The organism is Capnocytophaga sp. oral taxon 902 (genome assembly GCF_013394735.1).
Classification (GTDB): Bacteria; Bacteroidota; Bacteroidia; order Flavobacteriales; family Flavobacteriaceae; genus Capnocytophaga; species Capnocytophaga ochracea.
Genome location: NZ_CP058261.1, coordinates 1,094,753 through 1,115,366, shown reverse-complemented (window position 1 = coordinate 1,115,366; position 20,614 = coordinate 1,094,753). Strand labels below are relative to the sequence as shown.

20 protein-coding genes are annotated in these 20,614 nt (G+C 42.2%); 12 read left to right on the top strand and 8 right to left on the bottom strand.

What is annotated here, in order from left to right; all coding sequences use genetic code 11:
- Positions 1–42: 42 nt before the first annotated feature.
- Complete coding sequence (locus HW278_RS04685) at positions 43–3,348, bottom strand: SusC/RagA family TonB-linked outer membrane protein (protein ID WP_178977091.1); 3,306 nt, start codon at positions 3,346–3,348, stop codon at positions 43–45.
- A gap of 915 nt (positions 3,349–4,263) precedes the next feature.
- Complete coding sequence (locus HW278_RS04680) at positions 4,264–5,007, bottom strand: TIGR03915 family putative DNA repair protein (RefSeq protein ID WP_178977090.1); 744 nt, start codon at positions 5,005–5,007, stop codon at positions 4,264–4,266.
- 343 nt (positions 5,008–5,350) lie between these two features.
- Between HW278_RS04680 and dprA the strand changes: the two genes are divergently transcribed.
- From dprA to HW278_RS04660, 4 genes are all read left to right on the top strand, one after another.
- The gene (gene dprA / locus HW278_RS04675) at positions 5,351–6,445 is read left to right on the top strand and encodes a DNA-processing protein DprA (protein WP_178977089.1); all 1,095 of its coding nucleotides are present in this window, start codon (positions 5,351–5,353) and stop codon (positions 6,443–6,445) included.
- A gap of 18 nt (positions 6,446–6,463) precedes the next feature.
- A complete protein-coding gene (gene dinB / locus HW278_RS04670) occupies positions 6,464–7,552 on the top strand; it encodes a DNA polymerase IV (RefSeq protein WP_178977088.1) in 1,089 nt (362 codons plus the stop codon).
- Between the two features lie 216 nt (positions 7,553–7,768).
- A complete protein-coding gene (locus HW278_RS04665) occupies positions 7,769–8,737 on the top strand; it encodes a DUF438 domain-containing protein (RefSeq protein WP_178977087.1) in 969 nt (322 codons plus the stop codon).
- Positions 8,737–9,441 carry a class I SAM-dependent methyltransferase gene (locus tag HW278_RS04660; protein WP_178977086.1) on the top strand — a complete coding sequence of 235 codons (705 nt, stop codon included), beginning with the start codon at positions 8,737–8,739 and terminating at the stop codon, positions 9,439–9,441. Before HW278_RS04665 ends, HW278_RS04660 begins: the two co-directional genes overlap by 1 nt.
- 62 nt (positions 9,442–9,503) lie before the next feature.
- Here HW278_RS04660 and HW278_RS04655 read toward each other — a convergent pair whose 3' ends face one another.
- The 5 genes from HW278_RS04655 to HW278_RS04635 form a co-directional block, all read right to left on the bottom strand.
- Complete coding sequence (locus HW278_RS04655) at positions 9,504–10,136, bottom strand: 7-carboxy-7-deazaguanine synthase QueE (protein ID WP_178977085.1); 633 nt, start codon at positions 10,134–10,136, stop codon at positions 9,504–9,506.
- Positions 10,137–10,139: 3 nt separating this feature from the next.
- Positions 10,140–11,552: an SPOR domain-containing protein gene (locus HW278_RS04650; protein ID WP_178977084.1), complete on the bottom strand. Its 1,413-nt coding sequence runs from the start codon at positions 11,550–11,552 to the stop codon at positions 10,140–10,142.
- Positions 11,549–12,511 (bottom strand): Gfo/Idh/MocA family protein, encoded by a 963-nt coding sequence (locus tag HW278_RS04645; protein ID WP_178977083.1) that lies wholly within the window; start codon positions 12,509–12,511, stop codon positions 11,549–11,551. Before HW278_RS04645 ends, HW278_RS04650 begins: the two co-directional genes overlap by 4 nt.
- Position 12,512: 1 nt before the next feature.
- Positions 12,513–13,481, bottom strand: coding sequence for a tryptophan--tRNA ligase (trpS, locus tag HW278_RS04640; RefSeq protein WP_178977082.1), 969 nt, complete (start codon positions 13,479–13,481; stop codon positions 12,513–12,515).
- Between the two features lie 1,008 nt (positions 13,482–14,489).
- A complete protein-coding gene (locus tag HW278_RS04635) occupies positions 14,490–15,320 on the bottom strand; it encodes a S24 family peptidase (RefSeq protein ID WP_178977081.1) in 831 nt (276 codons plus the stop codon).
- A gap of 434 nt (positions 15,321–15,754) precedes the next feature.
- On the opposite strand from HW278_RS04635, the gene HW278_RS04630 reads away from it, so the two are divergent.
- The 4 genes from HW278_RS04630 (at position 15,755) to HW278_RS04615 (ending at position 17,286) form a co-directional block, all read left to right on the top strand.
- Entirely contained in the window at positions 15,755–15,952 is a 198-nt protein-coding gene (locus tag HW278_RS04630) for a hypothetical protein (protein ID WP_082315837.1), read from the top strand.
- Between the two features lie 95 nt (positions 15,953–16,047).
- Positions 16,048–16,347, top strand: coding sequence for a hypothetical protein (locus tag HW278_RS04625; protein ID WP_178977080.1), 300 nt, complete (start codon positions 16,048–16,050; stop codon positions 16,345–16,347).
- Positions 16,348–16,456: 109 nt separating this feature from the next.
- Positions 16,457–16,960 (top strand): host-nuclease inhibitor Gam family protein, encoded by a 504-nt coding sequence (locus HW278_RS04620; protein WP_178977079.1) that lies wholly within the window; start codon positions 16,457–16,459, stop codon positions 16,958–16,960.
- A 122-nt stretch (positions 16,961–17,082) separates the two neighbouring features.
- On the top strand, positions 17,083–17,286 hold the full coding sequence (locus HW278_RS04615; RefSeq protein ID WP_016478228.1) for a hypothetical protein: 204 nt from the start codon (positions 17,083–17,085) through the stop codon (positions 17,284–17,286).
- Between the two features lie 19 nt (positions 17,287–17,305).
- Here HW278_RS04615 and HW278_RS04610 read toward each other — a convergent pair whose 3' ends face one another.
- The gene (locus HW278_RS04610; protein ID WP_009418684.1) at positions 17,306–17,578 is read right to left on the bottom strand and encodes a hypothetical protein; all 273 of its coding nucleotides are present in this window, start codon (positions 17,576–17,578) and stop codon (positions 17,306–17,308) included.
- A gap of 228 nt (positions 17,579–17,806) precedes the next feature.
- Between HW278_RS04610 and HW278_RS04605 the strand changes: the two genes are divergently transcribed.
- The 4 genes from HW278_RS04605 to HW278_RS04590 all read left to right on the top strand — a co-directional run bounded on the left by HW278_RS04605 (position 17,807) and on the right by HW278_RS04590 (position 20,605).
- Positions 17,807–18,370, top strand: coding sequence for a hypothetical protein (locus HW278_RS04605; protein ID WP_009418683.1), 564 nt, complete (start codon positions 17,807–17,809; stop codon positions 18,368–18,370).
- 134 nt (positions 18,371–18,504) lie between these two features.
- Positions 18,505–19,677, top strand: coding sequence for a DUF2586 family protein (locus tag HW278_RS04600; RefSeq protein ID WP_178977078.1), 1,173 nt, complete (start codon positions 18,505–18,507; stop codon positions 19,675–19,677).
- Positions 19,678–19,817: 140 nt separating this feature from the next.
- The gene (locus HW278_RS04595) at positions 19,818–20,234 is read left to right on the top strand and encodes a hypothetical protein (protein WP_009421222.1); all 417 of its coding nucleotides are present in this window, start codon (positions 19,818–19,820) and stop codon (positions 20,232–20,234) included.
- 80 nt (positions 20,235–20,314) lie between these two features.
- Positions 20,315–20,605, top strand: a complete 291-nt coding sequence (locus HW278_RS04590; RefSeq protein ID WP_009411050.1) for a hypothetical protein — start codon at positions 20,315–20,317, stop codon at positions 20,603–20,605.
- The last annotated feature ends 9 nt before the right edge of the window (positions 20,606–20,614 follow it).

The window sequence follows — 20,614 nt, the reverse complement described above, 5'->3', positions numbered from 1 at the left end:
ATACAAACTGCCTGCCTGCCGTGCTACGGCTGCTACGGCTGGCTAAAAACTAAATGATATACCGAAAAACGCTGCTGTTGCTACGGGCAAAGCGCGACTTCCAGAGTTGAGGTGATAGGTTTCGGGGTCTATATCGTCGCCAGCAGCACACCAAGTGAATAGGTTGTTGAGCTGAGCGGTGATTTTAGCCTCTTGTAAGCGCAATTTCTCGCAAATGTTTTTAGGAATATAACACGAAAATAACACATTGCGCCATTTGATATAATCGGCGTTTACCACCTGATTGTCTCCGAGTTGCCAAAGAGTATTCACTGTATTAGCAGTGCGTCTCAAAGTGGCTGGATAGTCGAACGACATACGGGGCATATCGGTGGGGTTTGCAGCTGTCCAACGTTGGGTAATATCGCGATGGGTTTCGCTTTCTTGATTGATGGAATAAGTGTCTTTGCGAAGTTTATGTCCACCCGCATATACAAACATCGTACCGAGCTCAAAAGCCTTATAGCGCAGTTGCAAGCTAAGGGCTCCGTTAAAGGTGGGGTTCATCGTTCCTAATCTTACGAGGGCATCTTCGCTTATGATATCTTTAATAGTGGGCACACCATTGGCGTCGAAAGTCGTATTAGGGTTGCCGTTTTCGTCTAAATAAATAGGGTAACCATTGGTGGTTTCCTTGTACCGATAGGCATAAAGCGAGTTAAAGTCGTCTCCTTGTTTGTAATAACGCAAGGGGTTACGAGCGTATTCTACAGCATTAGAAGGCTTGCTACTCACTTTCTCAATGGTATTTTTGTTGTAGGCAAAAGTAGTTCTTACAGTAAGTTGCAAATCTTTGGCTAACTCACGTGTAGCATTCAAACTCACTTCTATTCCTTTGTTCAGTAAAGCTCCGTTATTGATGAGTCGTCTTTGAGCACCTACGGTAGGGTCGAGTTCGGTCAGTACCAACAGGTCGGAACTGTAACGACGATAAAGGTCGATACTTCCTGAGAGCCAATACCACATACCGAAGTCAATACCTAAATTGGTGGTTTCTGTCTTTTCCCAACGTAATTTAGGGTTAGGTAAATCGGTATCGTTGAACTGTAAATACTGTTGGCTAGGGTAAGCGCCTCGCACATCGGTAAGCAAACGTCCGCGTAAGAAAGGCGTAGTAGTTTGGTCTACATTACCACTTACACCATAGGTAAGGCGCAGTTTTAGCAAGTTTACCACATTACCATAGAAGAAATCTTCGCGATGCAAATTCCAGCTACCGCCTACTGACCATAGCGGACGATATTTGTACTTGGGGTCTGCCCCAAACATATCAGCTTGGTCTACGCGCACACTCCCTGTGAGGTTGTATTTCTGATGGTATGAATAGCCCAACGTGCTATAAAAAGAGATAAAGCGGTGTTTGGTTTCGCTTTGCTGATTACGGCTCAGCGATAGCGACTGCCTGCCGTAAAGATAGCTAGTAACACCAGGATTGTAGAGGTCTTTCCAGTTCAGGGTAGGGAAGGAGAGCGTTTGCTCGTCGTAACCATATTGCATTTCCTTAGTATTGCGCGGGGTGTAGTGCTGACGCATCTCGAAGCCCAATAGCGCTGTCACATTGTGTGCCTCCGCAAAAGTGCGATTGAAATCCAATTGCTGACGGAAGGTATAATGCTGTGTCTGCCCTTTCTCCTGTTCGTAATAACCGCCTTCGGGCAGTTCAGAAGAGAATTTTTGAGTAGTAGCATCTTGTTTTACCAATTGGTTGTGGCGCAAACGCATATAATAAGTGTCTTTGCCAAAGAAAGTTTCACTGTTGTGAGTGTTTAACTCATATTGAAAATAGCTTTGGTATTGCAAGCCTTTAATGATAGATACTTGCAGATTTGCAAACGGACGCAAACTGAGGTTGTACTGTTTTTGATGTTCTTGCGCTATCGATTCCAATAAATTGAAGCTATACGAGCGGAAAGCATCGTTGCCCGCAATTTGTTCTAAAATATGTCCGTTTATGGGGGCTACTAAATTAAAACCCGCATACGGATTCGTTCCCAATAGCCGAGTGTAACGCGGTTGCTTTAAGTAATCGGTATACAAATTCCGCACTTGTTCAGCTACGGCATCAACAGCGGTATATCTGCCATTCACCCCTATGGTACTTTTTAGCCAAGGTGTGAGCTGGTAAGTGTTTTTTAAATAAAGGTTGAGAGCGCGCGTCTTTTCGGTAACGATGCGCTCATTGGTGTCTTCATATTGCAACGAAGCGTAATTCTGACTGCGGTTATTACCACTTTCTACGCTTATATTGTAGCGTTTGCTGATGATAGGTTGCCACACATAACGCTTGAAGTCGCGAAGGTAATCGCGGTTGCGCCACTCGTTAAGCGTGCTATTCACTTCTTGCTGGCTGAGTTTTCCTTTGGCTTGGTCGCGGTATAGCTGGAAGAGAGGCGAGTAATACCTCACTGTTTGCCTGCCCCCAATTTCTCCGTAGGAAGCAAAAAGGTCATCTACATTGCCATTGCTATCAGCCAATTTGCTTTGGTAGAAAGCCGTTTCGAGGTCGATAAGGTCGGACGTCGAAGCGTAGCGCATACGGCTCATATTGGGCTTGAAAGTATAGAACAGGTCGGTGTGCACGTTGATACGTAAACCATTCTGCAAGCCCTTTTTGGTAACAATCACAATCACCCCATTGGCAGCACGCACCCCGTAGATAGCCGTCGCAGCAGCGTCTTTCAGTACCGTTACCGACTCGATATCTTTGGGATTGATATCTTCTAATGGCGTATCGGTAGGGATATCGTCAATCACCACCAAAGGCGAATAGCCCACATTGCCCGAAAAAGTACCTACCCCGCGCAGTATAGGCACCTCTTTCCCTGTAAAAGGGTCTTTTGTAAAGCGCACACCTGCTATTTGCCCCTCAATAGCTTCTTGTACGGTTCTATTAAGCTGACGGTTGAGCTGGTCTGTCCTTATTTTGGTATAAGCCGAAGTAGTTTGCTCTTTGTGAAGATTTTGGTAGCCCGTAGCTACTACATCGGTAGAACTTAAAGTGATAATCTCCGGTTCCAAATGCACTTTTAAGAAGGGTTGTTCAGCCGAAACGGTAAATTCACGAGATTTCATACCTAAGTACGAAATCCTTATCACTTCTCCTGCTTTTGCAGAAATCCGAAATTCCCCTTTGATATCGGTAAGGGTTCCCATAGATAACAGTATGTTGTCGTTTTTAACTACTACTGCGGCACCTTCCAAAGGGTGGTTTGTCACATCGGTTACTTTGCCCGATACACTAATTATTTGGGCGAAAGCGCCCACAAAACAGCAGAGGAAGAACCCCCACGCTATTACATATTTTTTCATAAACAGTCTTATTGGTAAACAATACCTCTTATATACATTTTATATACATTAATAAAGTCATCACTCTCGTCCCACTCCTCCCATAAGTCCGGCTTATATACATCAATAAAGTCATCACTCTCGTCCCACTCCTCCCATAAGTCCGACAGGTCAAAAAACTATCTTTCAATCCCTTTTCCACCACCACACACCCACTAAACTCCTCCCACAAATTTGCTAATTTCCCAATTTTCTAATTTACTAATTCGCTTCCCCGTCACCACATTCCCCCTTTGAAGGTAGCCAGCGACAGCTGGGTATGTGAGAAGGGAGATATTTTCATCACATTTCCTTCGTCATTCGTCTCTCGTCATTCGTCATTAATTCCATTTCCCGTCACCACATTCCCCCTCTCCTTGGGAGAGGGACGGGGTGAGGATTCTTTTTCTTTCGCCTCGAAACCCTGTTTTTAACATTTTTAGTGCTGTTGTATTATAGTATAAATCAATTATTTATATACCCTTTCTATACCAATCGTCCAAGATTCGTATAAGCTTCCTATAAGCTCTCTATAAGCTACCCACACCCTTCTTACACCCTTTTTTCATCAAAAAACCTCTTAGTCTCTTTTTGAAAATATTCGTTTCCTTTCGCTCCCTCAGATGTGTCACTTTTAGGGGAATACACTTTGCCAAAATTTTTGCCCGTGTGGCTCACACTGCCTGTGCGACTCGCACCTTTGCCAAAGTTGATTAGTGGTATTATTGGCATTTACCCCATTTCCTAATTTTCTAATTCTCTCATTTTCTAATTTCCTCATTCTCCTCCTAAAGCCTAGTGTCTATGGCCTAGTGCCTAAGTCCTCAACAGTTTTTTAACGGCGACAAAAGTAATAAATAGAGTCGAACTATACAAATTATTTTGAAAGAAACTAAATTACACTTCTGGTAAATACTGCCAATAGCGCTTCGGCATATTCCTCAGTTGGTATTTTGCATTCTTGCGATCGGCTATGTTAATATGCTGAAAATAAGTCTTCCAAAGTGTTTTATAAGCATCAGCAGTAGCCGGAGTAAGCACTCCAAAATGCTTATCCGCAGGAGTAAAAGGCAACACCTCGTGCAGATTGTAAATAAAACCATACCCCCGTTCAGGGTCGTAAAGCACCCACTGTTGGTCAGAAAAACGCGTTTTGAAATGAGGAACAACCAGTGGCAACACGTCATACTCAGGTACTATTTTGGCAAAATAAAGTTTGCCTACCTTTTCAAAGCGCACAAACTCTTTCATTCGGTGCACTTCACGACCCACACTCTTAGCCGCTTTGCGTATAGAAGCAATAGCCCTATGGGCAAAGTTCTCCAACACTTTCCCCTCAGGGTATTTCACCATCAGTCTAATAGCCTCCAATAAGTAGTCTTCCATATGCGTTTCTTCCGATAAGAAAGCCCTTAGCACAATCGCCACCCCTTCTTTACCCCAACACAGTTCTATTTTGGTAAGCACCCGTTGCGCTTTGTTAGCATCGGTATACACCGTTTCCTCCTCGCCAAAAAGCAAAGGCGCAAACCGATGTCTCGCTATAATAGTCACCTCGTTGTAACGATACTCAAAAACAGCAAATACCGCTGTCAGGAACCCCTCAAAAGTACTGTCGTATACCAAATATTTCAAAGCCAAATACAGTTAAATACGCAAAAGCCCGCAAATATACTTCTTTTTTTATTTTAAAGAGAGAATATTACAAAAACATTCGTGTACAATCACCGTCCCCACATTTCCCCTAAAGCCTAACGCCTTTCCGTCGCTACCCTAGTGCCTAAGGCCTATTGCCTATGCCCTAATGCCTCACACCTCCTCATTTTCTCATTTCCTCATTTCCAAATTTCCTCATTTCCAAATTTCCTCATTTTCTAATCCCTATCACCTCCTAGTGCCTAAGGCCTATGGCCTATACCCTCTCTCCCATTATATCCATTTCAAAAAATATTTATACCTTTGCACTACGCATTAATACTTTATTATGAAAGACGATTTGTTGTATCTTATTGCCTTAAAGAAAATCCCTCTCATAGGCGATATAACTGCCAAGAAACTCATCTCACACTTTGGAAGTGCTCAAAACGTATTCGCTCAACCCAAAAGTGCCTTAGAGAAGGTAGCAGGTATTGGCTCTAAGATTACTCAAAACATACTCAGTGCTCGGTGTTTGCACGAAGCAGAAACCGAATTGCAATTCACTCAAAAGCAAAACATCAGTATTATAACCTATACCGATGAACAGTATCCCTCCTCACTCAAACAGTGTGTAGACAGCCCTATACTGTTTTACCAAAAAGGAAATATCCACTTGCAAAATAAACGACTGCTCAGCATTGTAGGCACTCGCAATATTACCAGCTATGGCACAGCTTTTTGCGAAAAACTCATCGAAGAACTCGCCTCGTTAGATGTGGTAATCGTCAGTGGTTATGCCTATGGAGTAGATATTACCGCCCATAAGGCAGCGATGAAACACCGCCTACAAACGGTGGCTTGTCTTGCTCACGGACTCAATACTATCTACCCCGCAGCTCATAGTAAGTATTGTGAGGCAATGGAAGAAAACGGCGGTTTCATCACCGATTTCAGTAGCCAGAGTCCCTTCGATAGAAAGAATTTCCTCAGTCGTAATCGCATTATCGCAGGGCTTTCACAGGCGACCGTAGTTGTTGAGTCGGGACTAAAAGGCGGTAGCTTAGTCACTGCCGATATAGCTTTCTCCTACAACCGCGAAGTATTTGCCGTGCCAGGGCGCACCACCGACCCGTATAGTATGGGGTGCAATGAACTGATACGCAACGGTAAAGCAAGCCTACTCACCTCAGCCAAAGACCTCATCTACCAATTAGGTTGGGATACCCCAGCCCCAAAAGCCGTACAGCAAGAACTTTTTGTAACTCTTTCTCCTGAGGAAGAAACTATTAGCGCATTTCTCAAAGCCAATGGCAAACAAAGTTTAGACGAGCTCGCCTTGGAGTGCCAAATGCCCATCTACCAACTCTCCAATCTCCTCTTTCAAATGGAAATCAAAGGAGTGATAAAACCCCTTCCAGGCAAGAGGTTTGAAGCAATCTAATTACTAAATCCTAATCCCTTGAACAGAAAAATCATACATATCGATATGGACGCCTTCTATGCTTCGGTAGAACAACTCGACTACCCCGAACTGCGTGGGAAAGCAATTGCAGTAGGCGGAGGGGAACCACGCGGTGTGGTAGCTACTGCCAGCTACGAGGCGCGCAAGTTTGGGGTGCGCAGTGCTATCAGTGGGGCACAAGCGCGCAAACTGTGTCCACATCTCATTTTTGTAAAACCTCGATTCGAGCGCTACAAGCAAATATCGATGCAAATACGCGCTATTTTCCACGAATATACTGATTTGGTCGAACCTCTTTCCCTTGATGAAGCTTACTTAGACGTAACCGTAAACAAAAAGGGCAACCCTTCGGCTACCCTTATCGCCCAAGAGATTCGCCAACGCATTTTCCAACAAACCGGACTCACGGCTTCGGCAGGCATTTCGGTAAACAAGTTTATCGCTAAAATCGCCAGCGACTACCGTAAGCCCAACGGACAAACCACCATCACCGAAGCCGAAGTGCAAGATTTTTTAGACAGACTCGATGTACGCAAGTTCTACGGCATTGGCAAAGTAACAGCCGAGAAGATGTACCAGTTAGGGATATTTAAAGGGAAGGACTTGCGCGAGAAATCATTGGAGTTCTTAGAGCGGAATTTTGGCAATAGTGGTCATTATTACTACGAACTCTCACGAGGCATTCACCGCAGTGAGGTACAACCTTTCAGAATACGCAAATCAGTAGGTGCAGAAGAAACCTTTGCCGAGAACCTCACTAGCGAGGTGTATATGCTACGCGAACTCGACCATATAGCCGAAGACGTAGCCCGTCGTCTCGACAAACAGCAAGTAGCCGGCAAAACTGTTACCCTGAAAATCAAATACAGTAACTTTACGGTGCAAACGCGCAGTAAAACCCTTAAAGATTTCATAAGTAGTAAAGACGACATACTCTTGCACATCAAAGAACTGCTTTATCAAGAACGCCCCGCCGAATCAGTACGACTCTTAGGTATCTCGCTTTCTCACCTCAACAACGAACCCGAAAAAGAAGAAGTAAAGAAGCCAATGTACATACAATTAAAACTAGAATTCCCAGATTGATAAGAAAGAGTTATCGCTATACCTCTAACCTGTCCGATTTGTTCGATAAGTCTGACCTGTCAAAAAACTATTTTTATCACTACTCATTTGCTAATTCTCTCACTTGTTAATTTCCCGCCCATCGTGCTACGACTGCCTGTACGGCTCGTACCTAATTCTCTAATTTTCTAATTTCCTAATTATTTCATACCTTTGCGTCCTAAAATAAAATCATTTATGGAACAAACTTTACCCGCAGGACACCCCGTGCATACCTATATGCTTGAAGCTGAACTTATTTACTCACTTATGGACGAGTTGCTCAGCATAGACCCTCATACCGACTATCAGAAATTCTACAACGTGTTTAATCATTTGGCAACGGTAGAAAAACACTTTGCTCGCAAAGAAAACCAGCTCTTCCCTTTCTTGGAAAAACGCGGTTGGACGAATCCTTCACAGAATATGTGGTCTTTCCACGACACCATTCGCGATATCTTCCGTTTGGTACGCAAAAACTTAGAAGAAAAAGACCTTGATGCGGCGCAAACCAATGTGCGCTATATCGAAGATAACTTAGGTCGTTTGCTAAATGTAGAAGCGAATATTCTGTTCCCTAACGCCTTGCAATTACTCACCGAAGAAGATTGGATTGAAATGCGCAAAGGCGAAGAGGAAATAGGTTGGATGCTGAAAGAAGCACCTGCACCTTACCCTAACAACAACCCCAATGAGCCTGTGTACGTACACCCTTCAATGGATACGGAACGCCGCACCGATGTTAAATTTGATGCTGCTGCTGCCCATTACGATGAGGGGTATATGACTGTTGAACAGGTAAACCTCTTGCTCAAAACTCTCCCTATTGATATCACTTTTGTAGATGAACACGACCGCGTGATTTTCTACAACCGCGGTGAAGAACGCGTATTCCCTCGCAGTGCAGGTATTATAGGGCGCGAAGTGAAGTTCTGTCACCCGCCTAAGAGCGTGGGCACGGTGCTTAAAATCGTAGAGAACTTTAAAGCAGGTACTCAAAACGAAGCTAATTTCTGGTTCAATTATCGCGGTCGCCTTATCTATGTGCGTTATTTTGCTGTGCGCGATAAAGAAAAAAACTACAAAGGCGTGATTGAAATGTCGCAAGATATTACCGATATTCAGAAAATAGAAGGCGAACGCCGTTTATTGGAGTGGGATAACTAATGAAAGACTTATTCGGACAAGCTATTTTAGATTATCAGCAAGGGCAATACACCGAAGATATTAAAACGGAAACTACTATTTCCGAAGAAGATGTATTGCCCTTGCCTTATTTGTTTCGCTCTTTTGAACAGATGCCTGCGTTAGAGCAAAAAGCTCTACAAATGGCGAAAGGTAAAGTATTGGAAGTAGGCTGTGGGGCAGGCTCTCACGGACTCTATTTGCAGAACGAGCGCAAGCTTGAAGTACATTCTATCGACCTATCGCCTAAGGCTATTGAGGCGTGTCTGTTGAGAGGTTTACGCAACGCCAAAGTGCAGAATGTATTGGAAACAGCAGGACAGTACGACACCATTCTCTTACTGATGAATGGCGCAGGTATGTGCGGGCGATTGAAACAAATGGGCGCTTTCTATGCTCATCTGAAAACTCTCTTAGCTCCACACGGACAAATCCTCACCGATTCTTCTGATATTATCTATATGTTCGATGAGAACCCCGATGGCAGTTATGATGTACCGCTCTATTTCGATTATTACGGAGAAGTGGATTACGTGGTGAAGTATAAAGGAGAAAAAGAAAAGCCCTTCCCCTGGATGTATGTAGATTACAACACTTTACAAAACGTAGCAATTTCAGTAGGCTTACAATGTGAACTCATCGCCGAAGGAGAACACTTTGATTATCTTGCAAAATTAGCAAATTAGCAGATTAGCAAATTAGCAAATGATTGGGTAGCTTCACATTTTCTAATTATCACATTATCTAATTACCTAATGTCAAGGTATTTATGCATTTGTAAAGAGGCTTTCCACTGAGGGTGAGCCATTACGTAATTTACAATTTTAGGCATTACCTCAGCGCGTTTGCTCCACTCGGGTTGGAGGTAAAGTAAGCACTCAGGCGATACTTGTGCTGCCATTTCTTCGGCAAAAATAAAATCGTGATTGTTATAGATTACCATTTTAAGCTCATTAGCTTTTTGAAGAACGTCTCCTACGGGACGTTTTATTTTTTTAGGCGATAGGCATATCCAATCCCAAGAGCCTGATAACGGGTGTGCTCCTGAGGTCTCTATATGAGTGCGAGCACCTCCTGCTCTCAGCTTTTCGGTAAGTAAAGTTAAGTTCCACATCAGTGGTTCACCCCCTGTAATAATGATAGTTTTGGAGTGTGCTAAGGCTTCGGCTACAATGGTATCTACGGACACTAAGGGGTGAGCTTCGGCTTGCCAACTTTCCTTTACATCACACCAATGACAGCCTACATCACAACCGCCTAAGCGAATGAAATAAGCTGCTGTTCCTTTGTAGAAACCTTCGCCTTGTAAGGTATAAAAAGCCTCCATCAGGGGGAGGAGTTCCCCTTTCTGCAAGGCTATCTGTGTATCTTTGTTTAGCATTTATTATTCGTAATTAGCCACATCTAATATCCACGGGTCGGGGATTTCGGTGTTTTCGCGGACTTCTTCTACCTTTTTCATAGCTTCGTCATAGGTATTATAACGGGCTATATAAATGTAGTTCAGTACTTGGTCTTTATTGTAATACACTTGGGCATCATACCCCCATTTCTTCATTTCTTCTACCCGTTTGTTTACATTATTGAAGTTTAAGAAGACTCCCACTACCACATAATAACCCTGCTGAGCATCGGTGACTTTCAGTTTGCTTATTCTCGTTGAACGGTGTAATTGGGTAATCTCCTTCGGATTATTTTCTATCTCCAAAGCAGTAAGGAACAAATAATAGCGGTCGCGACTACGAGTATAACTCAAATCTAATGAATGGGTGTTGTTAGGAATGAGGTATTGACTGTCGTTTTTGATATCCATACGGAAGATATCAAACCCTAAGGTGTTTTCGCTGTTAGGGGTGCGTGTTTTTACTACCTCATCGTTATTTGTAATAGCACTGCTAAAAAAGTTTTGATTAGGGCGCCATTTGCTTTCCAAAGAGGAGGTTTTACCACTGGCAGGTACACCAACGGCTACGTTATCACCTGCCATATTAAAGTCGCCTTCGAGGGTTACTCCCATAATACGCGTTTTAAAGTCGCCTGCCTCAGGGGTTTTAAATCCACTAAAAGTAAAGGTTTTGGAAGCCTCATTGGTAATAGCCGAAAAGCCATCGTAAGTAATGATTTTCTTCACATTGCTATCGGGGTTTTCGTATACTATTACTAACGCCCAGCCTGCTGCCGAACCGCCTTCTATTTGCCCCAAAGCAGCTTTTACATTGGCTACGGTATAATCGCCTTCTATTTTAGTTGCCGGAGCTAAAAGATTGGTGATATTGGCGTAATACACATAAGGCGCTGAGTTTTTTAGCTCATCGTCGGTGCGTCCGTCGTAAATAAGTTCACCAGCGATAGGAGTATAGGTATTGGTTTCGGGTATTTTCAGTAGTACACTACTGGCGTCTCCTCTATTAGTATCAACAAGGATATTTTTATTACCTCTTAGGGTGCCCTTAGCATATGGATAGGTAGCCGACCAATACAAACCTGCATAAGCAACCTTTCCGCCTGTTCCTTCGTAAGAGAAATTGGCACTACTAGATGAAAACGTATTAGGGTCAGCATCGATATCGATGTATTGCATATCGAACTCGTCGTTGAGTTTAGCTTTCGGGCTACGGTCGTTATAAGGGTCGTTAGGGCTATTGCGTTTCTCTTTACGGTTAAGAATGTTATTCCCTATAATTTTGATATCCCCTTTGATAAAGGTTTCGTACCTAATGTTAAAATCGGTAGTAGATTGTGCTTTTAGGGAGAAAGCGAGTCCCACAGAAGCGAGCAATGTGATGATATGTTTCATAAACTTACTATTTTCTTGGCAATTCGGAGGGCTTCGGTGCCTTGTTCGAGAGTGACCATAGGGGTCGTATCGTTTACTATGGCATTGGCAAAGCTTTCGAGCTCGTCTAAGATAGCGTTGTTATTATGTATTTCAGGGTATTCGAAATAGATTTGACGGCGCTCTCCTTCTGCATTTTGGAGTATCATATCGAAGTCTCCTGGTACTTCTGGGGCGTCTTTCATCTTCACTACTTCTACTTTTTTCTCCAAAAAGTCTACGGATATATAAGCGTCTTTCTGGAAGAAACGGCTTTTGCGCATATTCTTCATAGAGATACGACTGGCAGTGATATTGGCTACACAACCGTTCTCAAACTCCAAGCGGGCATTAGTAATATCGGGGGAATGACTAATAACCATTGCACTACTTGCCGAAATGTGTTTCACCTTAGATTTTACGACGCTTAGGATTACATCGATATCGTGAATCATTAGGTCGAGTACTACGGGCACATCGGTACCACGAGGGTTGAACTCAGCTAAGCGATGTGCCTCGATGAACATAGGGTTGTGAATTTGGTCGCGTACGGCGATAAAAGCCGGATTGAAGCGCTCTACGTGTCCTACTTGTCCTTTCACGTGGTGTTCTTTGGCAAGAGCAATTATAGTTTCTGCCTCTTCTACCGTAGTAGCGATAGGTTTTTCGATAAAGAGGTGTTTGCCTGCTTTGATAATCTTTTCGGCACACATAAAATGGTTGAGGGTAGGGGTTACTACATCTACCATATCACATTCGGCGATGAGCGCTTCTATACTATCGAAACGCTTGTAGCCAAACTCTTCGCTTACTTTTTTAGCGTTTGCTTCATCGGGGTCGTAGAAGCCTACGAGTTCGTATTTTTCGGATTGGTTGAGCAATCGCAAATGTATCTTTCCTAAATGTCCTGCACCGAGGACGCCAGCTTTTAATTTTGTCATTTTAATATCCTATTTTGGCGCGTACCCTGCGCAAAGTTTCATCGGCTACGCGGTGTGCTTTGGTAGCACCTTCTTTTAATATAGCATCGAGTTCGCTTAAATGCTCCATATAGTAAACATAGCGCTCGCGTGGGGTAGCAAATTTTTCTAATATCAGTTCGTAAAGGGTTTGTTTGGCTTGACCGAAGCCATAACCTCCTGCACGGTAAGCCTCTTCCATTGTTTGTATTTGCTCAGGAGAAGCTAACAGGCGGTAGAGTCTCATCACGTTGCAAGTATCGGGGTCTTTGGGTGCTTCCAAAGGTGTACTATCGGTTTGGATTGCCATTATTTGCTTGCGGAGTTGTTTTTCGGGCAAGAAAATATTGATGAAATTGTTGCGTGACTTGCTCATCTTTTCGCCGTCGGTACCTGGTATAATCATTATTTTCTCCTCTATTTTAGCTTGTGGCAATACAAAAGTTTCGCCCATTTGGTGATTGAAACGAGAAGCTACATCGCGGGTAATTTCGAGGTGTTGCAACTGGTCTTTGCCCACAGGTACGACCTCAGCATCATATAAGAGTATGTCGGCTGCCATTAGCATAGGGTAAGTGAAGAGCCCTGCATTTACGTCTTGCAGGTAGTCCATTTTGTCTTTAAACGAATGGGCGAGGGTGAGGCGTTGGTAAGGGAAAAAACAAGCCAAGTACCACGAGAGTTCAGCGGTTTGGGGTACATCGCTCTGGCGGTAGAAGGTTACTTTATCAGTATCTAAACCGAAAGCCAGCCAAGTGGCAGCAACGCTATAAGTGTTGGCGCGGAGTTGCGCACCGTCTTTTATTTGAGTAAGGGAGTGCATATCGGCGATGAACAGAAACGATTCGTTAGAAGGGTCTGATGCCATTTGCACTGCGGGGAGGATTGCTCCGAGGATATTTCCTAAGTGGGGAGTACCTGTACTTTGAATGCCTGTTAATACACGAGCCATTGTTTTATTAAAAGTTAATAAGTTAAGAAAGTGCAAAGGTATGAAATAATTAGGAAATGAGAAAATTAGAGAATTAGGAAATTAGAGAATTAGGAAATTAGAGAATTAGGAAATTAGGGAATTAGGGAATGAGAGAATTAGGGAATGAGAGAATTAGGGAATGAGAGAATTAGGGAATGAGAGAATTGGTAAATGGGGTGCGAGGTTGTGTTAGAGGAATGAGGCTGTGCCTCAGAAATTAAACAAAATTTAAACAAAATCAAGGCTGCGCCTTGTAAAACAGCGGAAGTATTGTCAGTTTATTCAACTTTGGCAAAGGTGCGAGCCGCACAGGCAGTCGTAGCACGACGGGCAGAGGAAATGAGAAAATTAGAGAATTAGGAAATGAGGTGAAGGCTACAAGAGAAGCGCCAGAGGAGAGAATGAACTTTGGCAAAGTTTTAAACTTTGCCAAAGTGTATACCGCAAAAATGACGTATAGGAGTTTTCGGAAGATATCGGAGAAGTTCGGAAGATAGGAGGGAGGGTTTTTGATAAAAAAAGGGTGTAAGGAGAGTGGGGGTAGCTTATAGAGAGCTTATAGGAAGCTTATACGAATCTTGGACGATTGGTATAGAAAGGGTATGTAAAAAATTGATTCATAATATAATACAACAAGGCTAAAAATGTTAAAATCGGGGTTTCGAGACGAAAGAAAGAGGAATAGGTGCTAGGCCATAGGCCATAGGCACTAGGGGGGAGTATGATGGGAAAAGGAATTAATGAAGAATGACGAGAGACGAATGACGAAGGAAATGTGATGAAAATATCCTCTTAGTATTGTATAAATCTCCCCCTTTACACATACCCAGCTGTCGCTGACTACCTTCAAAGGGGGAATGTGGAGACGGAAAAGGGAAGAAATGACGAGGGACGAATGACGAGGGGAATATGAGGTTGTGGCACGAGACGCAGTATAACTTTGGCAAAGTGTAGGACAAAAAAAATTCGCAAACCAATTCTGATAGGCTATAAAATAGGTTTGTTGTGATGCTCTAATTGTTCTACACGTTCGGTTAGGAACTGAACGTTTGCTTCTAAATCGGCGATTTTTTGATACTCAGGGATAGGGTCGAGGAACTCGAAAGAGAGGTGCATTTTACATTCCCATACTTCTTTAATATCTTCAGCTCTGACAGTAATATGCGGGTAGTCGCGATTATCGGATTTGCAATACAGACTGCCATACTTTCTTATTTTGTTTAAAACCCGTTTTACAATCACTCCGTCGCGCTCTGTAACTACTACACACACCCTGTTATCTGAGAGCCACTCCCAATTTTCGACGAATTGCCCTACCACATAACTGCCGTCTTGCAGAGTGGGGAACATCGAGAGTCCGTTTACTTGAAACATTCTGAAAGTGCCGTTTCGCATTTCGGGGAGGTTGTACATAGGGAGTTCTTTTATGTATTCGGGGTCTTCATAACCATTGAGATAGCCGGCTTGAGCGTATATAGGCACTAAGGGTATGGGGTTAAAAAGTTCGTCTTCTTCAACCACTACCACCTTGGGAGTTAAATCTCTTCCTTCTACTTTTAAAGGTTTGATAATTTCTACACGAGGAGTTTCAACAATATCGTTGTTTTTTAACATAGGACCTTCACCTGTGAGCAACCATTCGTAATTTACTTCGAAAGTAGTAACAATTTTTTCTAAAACATTAAATTTAGGTTCTGTTCCAGCTATGTAATTTCTAATATTTGCCTCATTAACCCCTATTTTATTTGCAAAATCACTATTATTACCGTTCGAAAAATGGTCTACTAGTTCTTTTATACGAAAATTAATTGTATTCATAATCAGTAATTTAAAAAATAATACGAAAAATAATTCGAAAAAAATTTGCGTATGTCGAAAATTTATTCGAATTTTGCACCGTAAAACAAAATGAATAGAATAATGAGCAAAAGTACAAAAATTTTATGGATAATCGACCTTATGGCAGTAGAAAAATTATTGTTGAGGGGAGGTTAGTTAAAAAATGTAGGACAAGAGGGAATTAGCAAATTAGCAAATTAGCAGATTTGGAAATTAGAAATTGAAGACAAATTAGTTTCAGAATAAAAAAACAAGGCTTCGCCTTGTAGAGTGGCAATTTAACGTAAGAAGACGTAAGAAGTTTAAGGGATTATTAAAAAGAAATCCTGTAAAGTCGGCAAGTTAGTATTGCTGAGAATGTGACGATTGATTATTAGAATTACAAATTGAATTAATATTAAAAATTAAAAACAATGAGAATACATTTAAATGAAGTCAGCGACTATGAGTATGTACAGCGCAAGCTCCGCGAGCAAGCGGTTGTGTTGTTAGAAAAAGCCAAAAGTTATCATCAGCCTGTGCGCTATTTGCCCAGAAGAGTTAGTGGGCATAAGGTGAACTGGTGGAGTGAGCTGAAAAAATATGGACGGCTTGTAGAGAATAGGCAATAGGCAATAGGCCTCAGGCCTTAGGCATTAGGAAAAGTGATGCAAAAGTGAATAGTGAATAGTAAAGTGAAAAAATAACAAAAAACAAAAAAATTACAATGAATAGATTTTTAGAATATACCCAAGCGCTTGCTCTTGATAGTTTTTTGCAGGTGCTTACTTTTGAGGAACGACTACAAACCTCACAATACCGCGCAGGACGTACGAACGAGGTACCTGCTCGCGTGCAAGAACTACAAACGTGGGTGGAACAGAACGGTTGGCGTGCCCCCATCTTTAAATACGACGAAGAGCGACACCTCCTTTGGCTGGACGAGCAAAGAGAGTGGCAACCAGTAAGAAAGCACCCGCTTTATAAGGTAAAAGGTAAAGCCAGCGATGGGCTAAAGGTAGGGTAGGGGGGAGATTTTTAGAATTAGTAATACCAATCAAGGGTTGGATTAACAAATTGATTATGAACCTCTCCCTATTTACATTTAAAATTAACGATTAAAAAACAATACAAAAATGGCAAGAACAAAAAGAATAATCCCTACTGGGGTAACTAAAACACAAATGGAGAATGCTTTTTCTACTTATGCAAAGGCAGAGGCGCGAATGACTAAAATAAATGCGTTGATAGAGAAGCAAATTGCAACTATACGCAATAAATACACGAATGAATTGGCGACTCTTAAAGAAATAAAAGACACCAATTTTGATGTATTACAAGCCTATGCATTAGCAAATAAAGACAGTTTATTTGTCAAGAAGAAATCACTTGACAGTTTGCACGGTACCATAGGGTTCCGCACAGGTACGCCGAAACTGAAAACACTAAAAGGTTTTACGTGGAATACAGTAACAAACCTGCTGAAAGAATTTTTACCTGCTTATGTGCGCATAGCCGAAGAACCAGCTAAAGATAAGCTACTTGCCGAACGCAACAATGAGCAAATAGCTGACTTCTTTCCAAAAATAGGAGTAGTGGTGACTCAAGATGAGACTTTTTTTGTGGAAGTGAAGGCTTAGGTAATAGATCCTAGGCCTCAGGCAATAGGGAGTGAGATGCAAAGGTAAAAAAAAACTTTGGTAGAGTTATTCTTGACTCTACCAAAGTTGGCAAAAAGTTTAACATTTAAAAAATGAAACATATGAAATGTGATAATACACAACAGCGCAAAGAACGCTTGCAAAAACGCAATGAAAAAGTGCGTCAACTTTTTGAAGAACTGAGTGCCAAGCACCCTCAGTGGAAGGTAGATGCTCTTGTAGAAGAGGTGGCGAACATTATGTTTTTATCACCTCGTACTATTGTAGCAATACTTTCTTTTCAGGGCGGTTATGCCGAAAGATAGTCCCCACAAAGGGGAGCTATTATTCTATCAGCAGTGAGCCCTGAGGGGTAAGGGTTACGTTTTTCACGGGTATACCGTCGTACTCCAATTGCTTTTTTACCTCAATAAGCATTTCGGTATAAAGGTCGTCGGCGAGCATTTGGGCAATACCCACCCCCACTTCGGGGTGCTCTTTCCACTGTCCTTTTTCGGCAGTAAGAATAGCTTTTTGATGTTGAGGCTCAGATAAGCCTACTTGAAAATCACCTTCAGCAAGGTGCAAATCGTTTTTGATTAAGAGTAAATCTTTCATTTTACACATTTGTTATTTGTTGATGGTGCAAAGGTCGTACATATAGATGAGGTAAGGAAAAAGACGTTCAACGCTTGTACCAAATTAGTACAATGGTTGGGGAAAATAAGTACAAGGCTTGTTTGCCGATTTTCAGAACTGAAAAAACCGCCGGAATTTTGCACCGTAAAACAAACGATAGAAGTGCACTTACAATTAAAATAATGTATAACAAAAAAAATTAAAGAAATGGGAAAAAGTAAATCAAACTATGCCATTACAGGGCTTAGTGGTAAAGTAGGGAAAGTGTTTGTATTTCGCCAACGCGGAGGAGAAACTATTGTCGCTACCCCTCCTTCACACACCAAAGCTCCCAGTGCTTCTCAGAAAGCACAACAAGAGAGATTTATACGAGCTTCGGCATATGCCAAAAACGCTTTGCAAGACCCTTCGCTAAAAGAGGATTATACAGCAGAGGCTAAAAAGCGCAGGAATGTATCGGCTTATAATATGGCGATGACTGACTATTTGCGCGCTCCTAAAATTGCCCATATAGACCATTCAGGCTATACAGGTAGTGCCACAGGAGAGAAAATAATGATAGAGGCGGGCGATGCTTTTAAGGTCGTAGCTGTGAAAGTGCGTATTGAAGACCACGATGCTACTCTTGTGGAAGAAGGTAGCGCAACTCTTGTACAGGGCAAATGGGTGTACACCACTACGGTTACTAATCCTTCGCTTACAGGTGATAAAATAATAGTAACCGCTACTGACCGCCCTGGTAACAATTCTAAAAAAGAGGAAAGCCTTTAATGATTGATAGTTAATAGAGGACAGTTGTTTTTAGCTATTTTGCCTTTTTATTAGTAGAGTTACAATTAAGGATATAATAAGGGAGGGGTAGGGGGACATTTATTAAATAATTAACAAAAACACATAATTAAAAAATGGGATTACCAAAAGTATTATTTAACATTGCCAAGGATGGTATGAACCGTACAGGCAATAACATTCAAAAAGTTACTGGTCTTATTATTACAGGTAGTGGAGTAGCCAGTAAGGTAGAACTCGGGAAATCGTACCAAGTATTTTCCTTAAACGAAGCCGTAGCATTGGGTATTTCGGAAGCCGAAAATGCTTTTGCTTACAAGCATATTAAAGCATTTTACAACCAAGCTCCTACGGGTACAACTTTGTGGGTAATGCTCGTATCGGACGCTACGACTATGACTGCAATGCTTGACAAAGACGGTGCTTTTGCTCCAACTCTCATAGCTGATGCCAAAGGAGCTATTAGGGTATTGGGTGTGGTGAAAAAAGCAACTGGTAGCGAAACTATTGCTGCCGGCTTAGACACTGATGTACAAACAGCCGTAGTGAAAGCACAAGCTATTGCTGAGCACTTTGAAAAGAAGTATATGCCTTTTAGAGTAGTGGTGTCGGGCAACAGCTGGAACGGCAAAGTAGCTGACCTTACTAATTTCTCGGAAAACGAACTCAACAAAGTGGCTTGCTTTATCGGTAATGACGATAAGGAGAAAGAAGCATCAGTAGGTTTGTTTTTAGGAAAAATGAGTGCTATACCCGTACAGCGCAAAATTCACCGCGTGAAGGACGGTAGTGTATTGCCATTGGTGGCTTATTTTACTGACGGGACTACTATTGACAGCAAAGCTGACCAGTGGGACGCCTTAGACGACAAAGGGTATATTTTCTTTCGTACCTTCGTAGGACGTTCAGGCTACTATTTTTCAGGAGATAATACGCTTACCAAACCTACTGATGATTTTAAGAGTCTCAGCAGCGGATTGGTAATGGACAAGGCGTTACTTCTTGCTTATGGGGCTTTGGTAGAGGAATTAAGCGATGAGGTGTTACTTTCAGAAGAGGGAAGCATTCACCCTGCTATTATCAAGAGTTGGCAAACCAAGTTGGAGAACACTTTGCAAAGCGAAATGGTTTCGAAAGGGGAGCTATCGGCAGTGAACATCAATATAGACCCTGAACAGAAGGTGTTGCAAACAGGTAAAGTGGTAGTAGGGCTAAAACTCCTTCCTGTGGGTTATGCCGATTTTATTGAGGTGAATATTGGTTTTACCACAAAGAAAGAAGAAAATTAGGTGTGAGGTCGTAGCACGACAAGCAGAAAATTAGTAAATTAGTTGTAGCACGACAGGCAGAAAATTAGCAAATTAGTCGTAGCACGACGGGCAGAGAATTAACAAATTAATAAATTAGTAGATTAATAAATTAGAAAAAAATGGGAACATTTAGTAGTAAACAGTATGCGTGGAGCGATGTTTCAATTGCCTTTGGAGGGCGTATTATTGCCGGGGTGACAGAAGTAGAATACACTGAGAAAAAAGAAAAATCGGCGCTTTACGGACGTGGGAGTAAACCTTTAAGCATTGTAAGAGGTAATCACAGTTTTGAGGGGAAGTTGAGTATTTGGCAAAGTGAATTGGAAGCAATGACGCGTGATGCCAAAAACAACGACATTCTGAACCTTAACTTTGACTTGGTTGTTGCTTACGTGCCCTCAGAAGGTGGACAAATAGTAACCGATATTCTCAAGAATGTGGAATTTACCGAAGTGAAAAAGGCAATGAAGCAGGGGGATAAAAATATGGTTGTAGAGCTCCCTATTATCTTCACTGATGTAAAACGCCAATCGTAGGTGTGAACCACAGTCGTAGCACGACAAGTGAGTGTGATCCACACAGGCGGGGAAATTAGAAATTAGCAAATTGATAAAAAATGGACGTAACAAAAGAACAAATCAAACAATGGAAAGCGAAGTACAAAGAAGTATTTGTATTGCGAGTAGATGACAAAGTGGCATACTTGAGAACGCCTGACCGCGCTACCCTGAGTTATGCTTCGACATTGGCAACGAAAGACCCGATGAAGTTTAATGAGGCTATCCTTACCAACTGTTGGTTGGGAGGAGATGAAGAGATTAAGACTGATGATGCACTTTTCCTTTCGGCAAGCAGTAAGCTTGGCGAATTGATACAGATTAAAGAAGCTACCTTGGAAAAGCTTTAAGCAGTGCGG

Coding starts and splice junctions, on each gene's coding strand:
- HW278_RS04685 (WP_178977091.1), bottom strand. CDS start 3,348: ATGAAAAAATATGTAATAGCGTGGGGGTTCTTCCTCTGCTGTTTTGTG.
- dprA (WP_178977089.1), top strand. CDS start 5,351: ATGAAAGACGATTTGTTGTATCTTATTGCCTTAAAGAAAATCCCTCTC.
- HW278_RS04665 (WP_178977087.1), top strand. CDS start 7,769: ATGGAACAAACTTTACCCGCAGGACACCCCGTGCATACCTATATGCTT.
- HW278_RS04660 (WP_178977086.1), top strand. CDS start 8,737: ATGAAAGACTTATTCGGACAAGCTATTTTAGATTATCAGCAAGGGCAA.
- HW278_RS04655 (WP_178977085.1), bottom strand. CDS start 10,136: ATGCTAAACAAAGATACACAGATAGCCTTGCAGAAAGGGGAACTCCTC.
- HW278_RS04650 (WP_178977084.1), bottom strand. CDS start 11,552: ATGAAACATATCATCACATTGCTCGCTTCTGTGGGACTCGCTTTCTCC.
- HW278_RS04645 (WP_178977083.1), bottom strand. CDS start 12,511: ATGACAAAATTAAAAGCTGGCGTCCTCGGTGCAGGACATTTAGGAAAG.
- trpS (WP_178977082.1), bottom strand. CDS start 13,481: ATGGCTCGTGTATTAACAGGCATTCAAAGTACAGGTACTCCCCACTTA.
- HW278_RS04635 (WP_178977081.1), bottom strand. CDS start 15,320: ATGAATACAATTAATTTTCGTATAAAAGAACTAGTAGACCATTTTTCG.
- HW278_RS04630 (WP_082315837.1), top strand. CDS start 15,755: ATGAGAATACATTTAAATGAAGTCAGCGACTATGAGTATGTACAGCGC.
- HW278_RS04625 (WP_178977080.1), top strand. CDS start 16,048: ATGAATAGATTTTTAGAATATACCCAAGCGCTTGCTCTTGATAGTTTT.
- HW278_RS04620 (WP_178977079.1), top strand. CDS start 16,457: ATGGCAAGAACAAAAAGAATAATCCCTACTGGGGTAACTAAAACACAA.
- HW278_RS04615 (WP_016478228.1), top strand. CDS start 17,083: ATGAAATGTGATAATACACAACAGCGCAAAGAACGCTTGCAAAAACGC.
- HW278_RS04610 (WP_009418684.1), bottom strand. CDS start 17,578: ATGAAAGATTTACTCTTAATCAAAAACGATTTGCACCTTGCTGAAGGT.
- HW278_RS04605 (WP_009418683.1), top strand. CDS start 17,807: ATGGGAAAAAGTAAATCAAACTATGCCATTACAGGGCTTAGTGGTAAA.
- HW278_RS04600 (WP_178977078.1), top strand. CDS start 18,505: ATGGGATTACCAAAAGTATTATTTAACATTGCCAAGGATGGTATGAAC.
- HW278_RS04595 (WP_009421222.1), top strand. CDS start 19,818: ATGGGAACATTTAGTAGTAAACAGTATGCGTGGAGCGATGTTTCAATT.
- HW278_RS04590 (WP_009411050.1), top strand. CDS start 20,315: ATGGACGTAACAAAAGAACAAATCAAACAATGGAAAGCGAAGTACAAA.